The 7,758-nt window shown below is 73.7% G+C and carries 9 protein-coding genes and 2 pseudogenes; 10 read left to right on the plus strand and 1 reads right to left on the minus strand.

The window, feature by feature from the left end:
* The 4 genes from JNW89_RS21130 to JNW89_RS21145 all read left to right on the plus strand — a co-directional run.
* A partial coding sequence (locus tag JNW89_RS21130; protein WP_238450215.1) for a septum formation initiator family protein occupies positions 1 to 482 on the plus strand: 482 nt, incomplete at its 5' end.
* A gap of 34 nt (positions 483 to 516) precedes the next feature.
* Positions 517 to 1,074 carry a DUF501 domain-containing protein gene (locus JNW89_RS21135; RefSeq protein ID WP_238450221.1) on the plus strand — a complete coding sequence of 186 codons (558 nt, stop codon included), beginning with the start codon at positions 517 to 519 and terminating at the stop codon, positions 1,072 to 1,074.
* A 1-nt stretch (position 1,075) separates the two neighbouring features.
* Entirely contained in the window at positions 1,076 to 1,588 is a 513-nt protein-coding gene (locus tag JNW89_RS21140) for an amino-acid N-acetyltransferase (RefSeq protein ID WP_238450216.1), read from the plus strand.
* Between the two features lie 182 nt (positions 1,589 to 1,770).
* Entirely contained in the window at positions 1,771 to 2,718 is a 948-nt protein-coding gene (locus JNW89_RS21145) for a Ppx/GppA phosphatase family protein (protein WP_238450222.1), read from the plus strand.
* Position 2,719: 1 nt separating this feature from the next.
* Here the strand turns inward: JNW89_RS21145 and JNW89_RS21150 are convergent, their stop codons facing one another.
* Positions 2,720 to 3,391 (minus strand): hypothetical protein, encoded by a 672-nt coding sequence (locus tag JNW89_RS21150; protein ID WP_238450217.1) that lies wholly within the window; start codon positions 3,389 to 3,391, stop codon positions 2,720 to 2,722.
* A gap of 128 nt (positions 3,392 to 3,519) precedes the next feature.
* Here JNW89_RS21150 and JNW89_RS21155 point away from each other — a divergent pair, with 128 nt between their 5' ends.
* From JNW89_RS21155 to JNW89_RS21180, 6 genes and pseudogenes are all read left to right on the plus strand, one after another.
* Positions 3,520 to 3,852: a PadR family transcriptional regulator gene (locus JNW89_RS21155; protein ID WP_154939485.1), complete on the plus strand. Its 333-nt coding sequence runs from the start codon at positions 3,520 to 3,522 to the stop codon at positions 3,850 to 3,852.
* The gene (locus tag JNW89_RS21160) at positions 3,849 to 4,913 is read left to right on the plus strand and encodes a hypothetical protein (RefSeq protein ID WP_238450218.1); all 1,065 of its coding nucleotides are present in this window, start codon (positions 3,849 to 3,851) and stop codon (positions 4,911 to 4,913) included. The genes JNW89_RS21155 and JNW89_RS21160 overlap by 4 nt, the downstream gene beginning before the upstream one ends.
* 87 nt (positions 4,914 to 5,000) lie before the next feature.
* Positions 5,001 to 5,528: a hypothetical protein gene (locus JNW89_RS21165; protein ID WP_238450219.1), complete on the plus strand. Its 528-nt coding sequence runs from the start codon at positions 5,001 to 5,003 to the stop codon at positions 5,526 to 5,528.
* Positions 5,529 to 5,752: 224 nt separating this feature from the next.
* Positions 5,753 to 6,439 carry a dienelactone hydrolase family protein gene (locus JNW89_RS21170; RefSeq protein WP_238450220.1) on the plus strand — a complete coding sequence of 229 codons (687 nt, stop codon included), beginning with the start codon at positions 5,753 to 5,755 and terminating at the stop codon, positions 6,437 to 6,439.
* A 19-nt stretch (positions 6,440 to 6,458) separates the two neighbouring features.
* A pseudogene (locus tag JNW89_RS21175) lies at positions 6,459 to 7,171 on the plus strand (uracil-DNA glycosylase).
* 20 nt (positions 7,172 to 7,191) lie between these two features.
* Positions 7,192 to 7,758, plus strand: a pseudogene (locus JNW89_RS21180) (DUF4129 domain-containing protein); the annotation flags it as partial.

The raw sequence follows: 7,758 nt of genomic DNA on the forward strand, positions 1-7,758 counted from the left end.
GCGCCGAGGGCGTACGCTCCGCGAGCCGTCCCGCCGCCGCCCGTCGTACGGCGGCCGGCGGCACCATCAAGCGGCTCACCGCACCCCACCCCCGACGCTTCACCGGGCGGGCCACCGTGCTCTTCGCGGTGCTGATCGCGCTCGCCCTGGCGTACACCTATCCGGTCCGGGTCTACCTCGACCAGCAGGTGGACATCGAGCGGATGGAGGCATCGCAGGCCGCGCAGCGGCAGCGCATCTCCGACCTGTCCGCCGAGGCGGCGAAGTGGCAGGACAAGGAGTACATCAAGATCCAGGCCCGGGAGCGGTTCTACATGGTCCCGCCGGGGGAGGTCCCGGTGATCGTGCTGAACGACCCGGAGGGCGCCGCCCGGGACGCCAACGCCGGCAAGCCGCCGGTCCCGCCGAAGACCCCCGACCCCTGGTACGACACGCTCTGGTCGAGCGTGCGGGCGGCGAACGGCGAGCGCCCCGCTCAGTGAGCACCACCCGAGCATCGAACGAGAGATGGGCACCGTGACTGTCGTACCACCGCAGGAGCCGGCGGCGGACTCCGTACCCCTGCCGCAGCGGGAACCGGCCACCGAGGCCGACCTGGCCGCGGTGGCCGCGCAGCTCGGGCGCCCGCCGCGCGGCACCAGGGCGGTGGCCCACCGGTGCCCGTGCGGGCTGCCCGACGTGGTGGAGACGACGCCGCGACTGGCCGACGGCACGCCCTTCCCGACGCTGTTCTACCTGACCTGCCCCCGCGCGACGGCGGCGTGCAGCCGCCTGGAGTCGGCCGGGCTGATGAAGGAGATGGCCGACCGGCTCGCCGAGGACCCGGAGCTGGCCGCCCGCTACCGCGCGGCGCACAAGGACTACCTCGCCCGGCGGGAGGCGATCGGCCAGGTGCCGGAGATCGCCGGCATTTCCGCCGGTGGGATGCCGGGCCGGGTGAAGTGCCTGCACGTGCACCTGGGGCACGCGCTCGGCGCCGGGCCGGGGGTCAACCCGTTCGGCGACGAGACGCTGGCGCTGGTGGAGAAGTGGTGGGCGGCCGGGCCGTGCGTGGACGTGCCGGCGGCGGAGTGAGATGAGCGCCGCCGACGAGATCGCCGTACGCCGGGCGCGCACCGGTGACGTGCGCGGGATCCGGCGGCTGGTCGACACCTACACCGACGACCGGCGGCTGTTGAGCAAGGCGACCGTCACCCTCTACGAGGACGTGCAGGAGTTCCGGGTCGCGGTGACCGGCGACGGCACCGTGGTCGGCTGCGGCGCGCTCCACGTGATGTGGGAGGACCTGGCCGAGATCCGGACGGTGGCGGTGGACCCGGTGTGCCGGGGCCGGAAGATCGGCCATCGGATCGTGGGCGAGCTGATCGACGCCGCCCGGGAGCTGGGCGTCGCGCGGATCTTCGTGCTCACCTTCGAGACCCGGTTCTTCGGCGCGTTCGGCTTCACCGAGATCGACGGGGCGCCGGTGCCGCAGCCGGTCTACGAGCAGCTGCTGCGCTCGTACGACGAGGGTGTCGCGGAGTTCCTGGACCTGGAGCGGGTCAAGCCGAACACGCTCGGCAACACCCGAATGCTGCTGCGGCTGTAACCGGTACGCCCTCGGCGTGCTGCCGAGCCACGCCCTCCGGATGCGGCCACGCCGGCGAGCGTGATACCTCAGCGGCATCAATATGACTCTCAGGTATCACCCTCGAAGGGGTGATGCCGCCGGCGGCGACCGACCGGTCGGGGCGGTGGGGCTGCCGTAGGGTTGCTGCCGTGACGACGCGTGTGGCCGCCATCGACTGCGGAACCAACTCCATCCGCCTGCTGGTCGCCGACCTGCCCGACCCGTCCGCAGGGGCGCAGGCGCCGCTGGTCGACCTGACCCGCCGGATGGAGATCGTCCGGCTCGGCCAGGGCGTCGACCGGACCGGCCGGCTCGCCCCGGAGGCGATCGAGCGGACCCGGGTGGCGCTGGCCGACTACGCCGCCGAGATCGAGAAGCTGGGCGCCGAGCGGGTGCGGATGTGCGCCACCTCCGCCTCCCGGGACGCCGCCAACGCCGGGGACTTCCGGGCCATGGTCGAGCAGACCCTCGGTGTCGCGCCCGAGGTGGTCACCGGCGACGAGGAGGCCCGGCTCTCCTTCACCGGCGCGGTCCGGGGGCTGCCGGCCGACGCGGAGCCGCCGTACCTGGTGGTCGACATCGGCGGCGGCTCGACGGAGTTCGTCGTCGGCACCCGGGAGGGCGGGGTGCAGGCGGCGATCTCGATGGACATCGGCTGTGTCCGGATGACCGAGCGGCACCTGCACGGCGACCCGCCCACGCTGGACGAGATCGCCGCCGCGCAGGCCGACATCGCGGTCGCGGTGGACCGCGCGCTCGAGGCCGTCCCCGGCCGCCAGGCCGCCACGCTGGTCGGCCTCGCCGGGTCGGTCACCACCGTCGTTGCCATCGCCCAGGGCCTGACGGAGTACGACCCGGAGCGGATCCACCACGCCCGGGTGTCCTACGACCGGGTGGCCGAGGTGACCGCCGACCTGCTGGCGAAGACCCGCGACGAGCGGCTGGCCATCCCGGTCATGCACCCCGGGCGGGCCGACGTGATCGGCGCCGGTGCGCTGGTGCTTCGCGTGATCATGGAGCGGGCCGGCATGCCGTCGGTGGTCGCCTCCGAACACGACATCCTCGACGGCATCGCCTGGAGCCTCGCCCCGCAGGACCAGCGTCGGTAGTTCACCGCGACGGCTGGCGCGTCCAGTCCGACCACTGCCCGCGGCCGTCCCCGGAGCCGCCCGACAGCGAGCCGGCCCGGTCCGAACGATCGGGCCAGTCCGCACCGCTGGTCCGAACCGGCTCCGGCTCCGGCGTCGGGTGTGGCGTGCCCAGGCCGAGACCGTCCACGCCCAGTGGGCGGTCCCGTCCCGCTGCGGGCGGGATGATCTCGTCCGGTACCAGCGCAGCGGGTGCGTCGGCGGCGGGCTGCGGCCAGCGCTGCCAGCGGCGGATGCTCACGACCCCGACGAGCAACAGCGAGCCCACCAGCAGGGTCGTCCCGGTCCGTACGGGGGCCGCCAGGTCGACCTGGTGGCCGCCCAAGGTCAGTTTGTGGTCGATCAGTCTCATCAGCGCGGCCGGGCGGATCAGTAGGCCCAGGTAACTGGCCGAGTAGACCAACCCGGTCAGCGCCGCGCCCAGCGGTGAGATCCGGAGCGTGGCGATGAGCCCGAGCAGGAGCCCGGCAGCCGCCAGCACCAGGGCGGGGCGAACGAAATCACCGCTGTCCAGCGCGCCGCCATCCTGCGCGTTGGCGAACACCTGTGCTGACCGGTCCTGGCCGAGGGCGAACAGGATCCAGGCCAGCGGACCCACGACGGCTGCGGTGATCACGGTTCGGATGTGTCGCATCCGGGCAAGGTACCGATCTTGCTCGTAAATCAGCAGGGCAGCTAAGCGAAACTTAACCCGCGGGGGCCGTGCGAGGGCGGAGTGTTCTTGCTTGACGGTACTACGCAATCCGCACTACTCTCGAATCCGTGGATACCACGCAGCTCCTGAAGGGCGTGCTCGACCTGGCCGTCCTCGCCGTGCTCAAGGACGAGGACGGCTACGGTTACGACATCCTGCGCCGGCTCCGCGAGGCCGGTCTCGACGAGGTCGGCGACGCCTCGGTCTACGGCACGCTGCGCCGGCTCTTCGGCGCCGGCCTGCTCACCACGTACGTGGTGCCCAGCGAGTCCGGGCCGCACCGCAAGTACTACGCGCTGAACGCCGCCGGCCGGGACCAGCTCACCCGCTCCGGCAAGACCTGGCGCTCGTTCGCCACCACCATGGACAGGCTGCTCGACGATCGGGGGATGGCGGCATGACCGTCACTGGGCAGGAAATCACGGACTACGTGGAGCGGGTGCGGGCCGCGCTGGCCGACCTGCCGCCGGCGGTCCGCGAGGAGCTGACCGAGGACCTGCCGGAGCATCTCGCCGAGGTCTCCGCCGAGGACGGCGGCTCGCTGGTCGAGCGGCTGGGCGAGCCGGAGGCGTACGCGGCCGAGTTGCGCGCCGCGGCCGGTGCGGGCGAGCGGTCCGCCGGCCGGCCCGGCCTGGAACAGCGGTTCGGCGCCGTCGCGGGCTGGGTCCGCGTCCGGCTCTCCGGCCTGGACACCCGGCTGGGCCCCCTGCTCGGGTACGCCTCGGCGAGCGAGTTCCTCCGCCTGCTCCGCCCGGCGTGGTGGGTGCTGCGCGGCTACCTGGCGGCGTCGCTGCTGGGCGCGATGACCGGGGCGCCGCTGGCCGTGGTGCCCCGGGTGGGCAGCAGCGCGATGGCCGGGCTGGTGCTGCTGGTCGGCTGCGTGCTGGCCTCGATCTGGCTGGGTCGCCGGGCGGGCGAACTGCGCCGCTGGCCGCGCCTCCTGCTGCGCGCCGGCACCCTGGTGCTGGTCGTGTTCGCCCTGACCGCCCTGGTGCAGGTGGACGAGCGGGCCCGCTGGCAGGGCGACTACGGCTACGACCCGATCTCGGTGCGCAACCCGTACGACGAGGTGCAGGACGTCTACGTCTACGACAGCGAGGGGCGGCTGGTGGAGAACGCCCGGCTCTTCGACCAGAACGGCACCCCGATCCGGCTCGGCTGGCCCACCTGCACCGACCCGGCCCTGCCCGACGTCAACCCGGTGCAGCGCGGCTACCCGTACTGCCCGGAGCAGGCGCCGTTCCGGCCCCGCCCGCCGGCCCAGGCGCCGGTCCCGCCGGGCACCTCCCCGACGACCGCCGCGCCGTCGGCCACCGCGACGCCGACCGGTGCCGCCCCGACGCCGACCGTGAGCGCACCGGCGCCGACCGGGGGAGCACCGGGGCCCGACGGTGACCGCGCCGACCGGTCCGACCGCTCCGGCGCCCGTCCCGACGAGCTGAGGATCGACGCTGGGAAATAGCTGAACGGATGAGGGGAACGGGACAGCGCATCTCGATCTTGATGGCTACGGTGTCGTCTGCTCGTCCACCCCTCGGAAGGATCCTCAGTGTCAGAGCAGGTAGCACCGCCCTCCGCGCCGCAGGCCGCACAGCCCGATCCGGCCCCGCAGGCCGACCCGGCCGCGCCGGCTCCGCAGGCCGACCCGGCCGCGCCGGCGGCGTCCCCGGTCGAGCCGGCGGCGAAGGGATCCGGCGGGCGCAAGGCGCTGGGCATCATCGGCGCGGTGGTCGTGTTCCTGGTCGTCGCCGGCCTCAAGTTCGGCCTCGGCACGGCCATCGGGAGCTTCCTGAACAAGGATGAGACGGCCGAGGCCAAGGCCGGTGACTGCATCGCCGAACTGCCCGCGGTCACCGGCACCGAGGAGCGCTCGGTCAGCAGCGCCGAGGTCGTGAAGTGCACCTCGACCGAGGCCGTCTACACCGTGGTCGGCCGGGTGGAGGACCAGACCGAGGCGCAGGCCAAGAGCGGCCAGGCGTGCGAGCAGTACATCAAGCCCGGCGAGGACGGCTACGTCTTCTACAACATCGCCCCGGGCGGCAAGGGCTACCTGCTCTGCCTCACCAAGAAGGCCTGACCGGCCGGGACCACGAAGGCCGGGCCGGCCTCGGCACGACCGTCGGACGGTGGCGCGGGAAGCCCCGCGCCGCCGTCGTCGTACGCCGGTTCGCCATGTGGTGGACGGGAGGTATATGCCACTGTTCTCGCGTCTTCCCGGCGCGCTCACGGCGTGGCAGGCTACCGGCACGTAGGACCACTGGGCGACCAGCCAACGATGACTGACCGCTAGGAGGACGGCCGATGGGCGAGATGGTGAGCTACGCCAGCAACGGTGGGACGAGCGAGGGGTATCTCGCGATACCCTCCGGCGGTGCTGCCAGCCCCGCGGTCATCGTCATCCAGGACTGGTGGGGTCTGGTGCCCCACATCCGGTCGGTCGCGGACCGCTTCGCCGAGGCGGGCTTCGTCGCCCTCGCCCCGGACTTCCGGCACGGTCAGCCGGCCAGCAAGCCGAGTGAGCCCCGGCAGATGCTGAACAGCGCGCAGATGGACGAGGCGGCGGCGGACATCGCCGTCGCGGCGGACTATCTGGCCGGTCGTCCCGAGGTCACCGGCAAGGTCGGTTGCGCGGGATTCTGCGCCGGAGCCAGCCTGGCCCTCTGGGCGGCCAGCCGCTCCGAGCGGATCGTCGCCACCGCCGCCTTCTACCCGCGGCTGCCGTGGGAGGCGATGCGCTCCGAGTGGACCGACTACGCCGGCAAGGCGGCGGTCATCCACTGCTCCGAAGCGGACGGTCTCGCCGCCGCGGACGGCGTACAGACCGTCCGCCGGGCCATCGAGACGGCTGGCGGCACCTGCCAGACCTACGACTACCCGGGCACCGCGCACGCGTTCTTCAACGAGGACCGGCCGGAGAACTTCGACCAGCGGGCCGCCGCCACCGCCTGGGCCCGCACCCTGGAACTCTTCCGGGCCAAGCTTGGCTGAGCCCCGTACCCCCGTGGAGGTGGTCGCCCGCGCCGCGCGGGCGACCGACCTGGCCGATCTCGACGCGCGGTCAGCAACTGCTTCGCCTGCCCGCGCCTGGTCTCCTGGCGGGAGGAGGTCGCCCGGACGAAGCGGGCGGCCTTCCGCGAGCAGCACTACTGGGGTCGCCCGGTGCCCGGCTTCGGCACGCCGGACGCCCGGATCGGCATCCTCGGGCTGGCCCCGGCCGCGCACGGCGGGAACCGCACCGGTCGGATCTTCACCGGCGACCGGTCGGGCGACGTGCTCTTCGCCGCCCTGCACCGGGCCGGGCTGGCCAACCAGCCGACCAGTGTGGCCGCCGACGACGGGCTCACGCTGCGCGACACCCGGATCTTCGCCGCGGTGCGGTGCGCGCCGCCGGACAACAAGCCCACCCCGGTCGAGCGGGACACCTGCGCGCCGTGGCTGCACCGCGAGGTCGCGCTGATCCGGCCCACCCTGCGCGTCGTGGTCGCGCTGGGCGCCTTCGCCTGGGCCGCGTGGTGGCCGGTGCTGCGCGACGTGTACGGCGTCCGCCCGCCCAGCCCGCGACCGGTCTTCGGGCATGGGGCACACTGGTCCGGAACGGCCGCCCCCGAGCTGCTCGGTTGCTACCACGTCAGCCAGCAGAACACCTTCACGGGACGGCTGACACCATTGATGCTGGACGACGTGTTCGCCCGGGCGAAACAACTCGCCGGGGTGGACTGAGGCTGCGTGGGGCGGTGGCGATGGACCTCGGCGTGCTGCGCAGGTGGTGGCCCGTCCTCGCGGTGACCCTCCTGCTGGCCGCCGCGGCGCTCGCCGCCGGGCACTCCTCGATCGGCGCGAGCCGGATCCCGCCCGCCGCCAAGCAACTCCCGTACGTCCCGGACTACCCCTCCGCCGAGCCGGCCCCCTCCATCCCGGTCGAGCCGCGCGCCGGCGCCGAACGGACCCAGGCCGACATCCCGCAGTGGATCGCGACCGCGGCGATCATCCTGCTCGGCCTGGCCATCCTGCTCGCCCTCGGCTACCTGGCCTGGACGCTGATCCGGGGCGCCCTGCGCCGCACCACCCGGGCCGTCCCGGCGCCCGCGCCCGGCGCACCGCCGAGGGCACCGCCCGCGAGGTGGTCGCCGCCCTCGACGCCGGCCTGGTCGAGCTGGACGACGCCGACACCGACCCGCGCACCGCCGTGATCGCCTGCTGGGTACGCCTGGAGGAGGCCGCCACCGAGGCCGGCGTGCCACGGCGTACCGGGGACACCCCCACCGACCTGGTGACCCGGCTGCTGCGGGGCGACCCGGCCGCCGGGG

Source organism: Micromonospora sp. 4G55 (assembly GCF_016803375.1).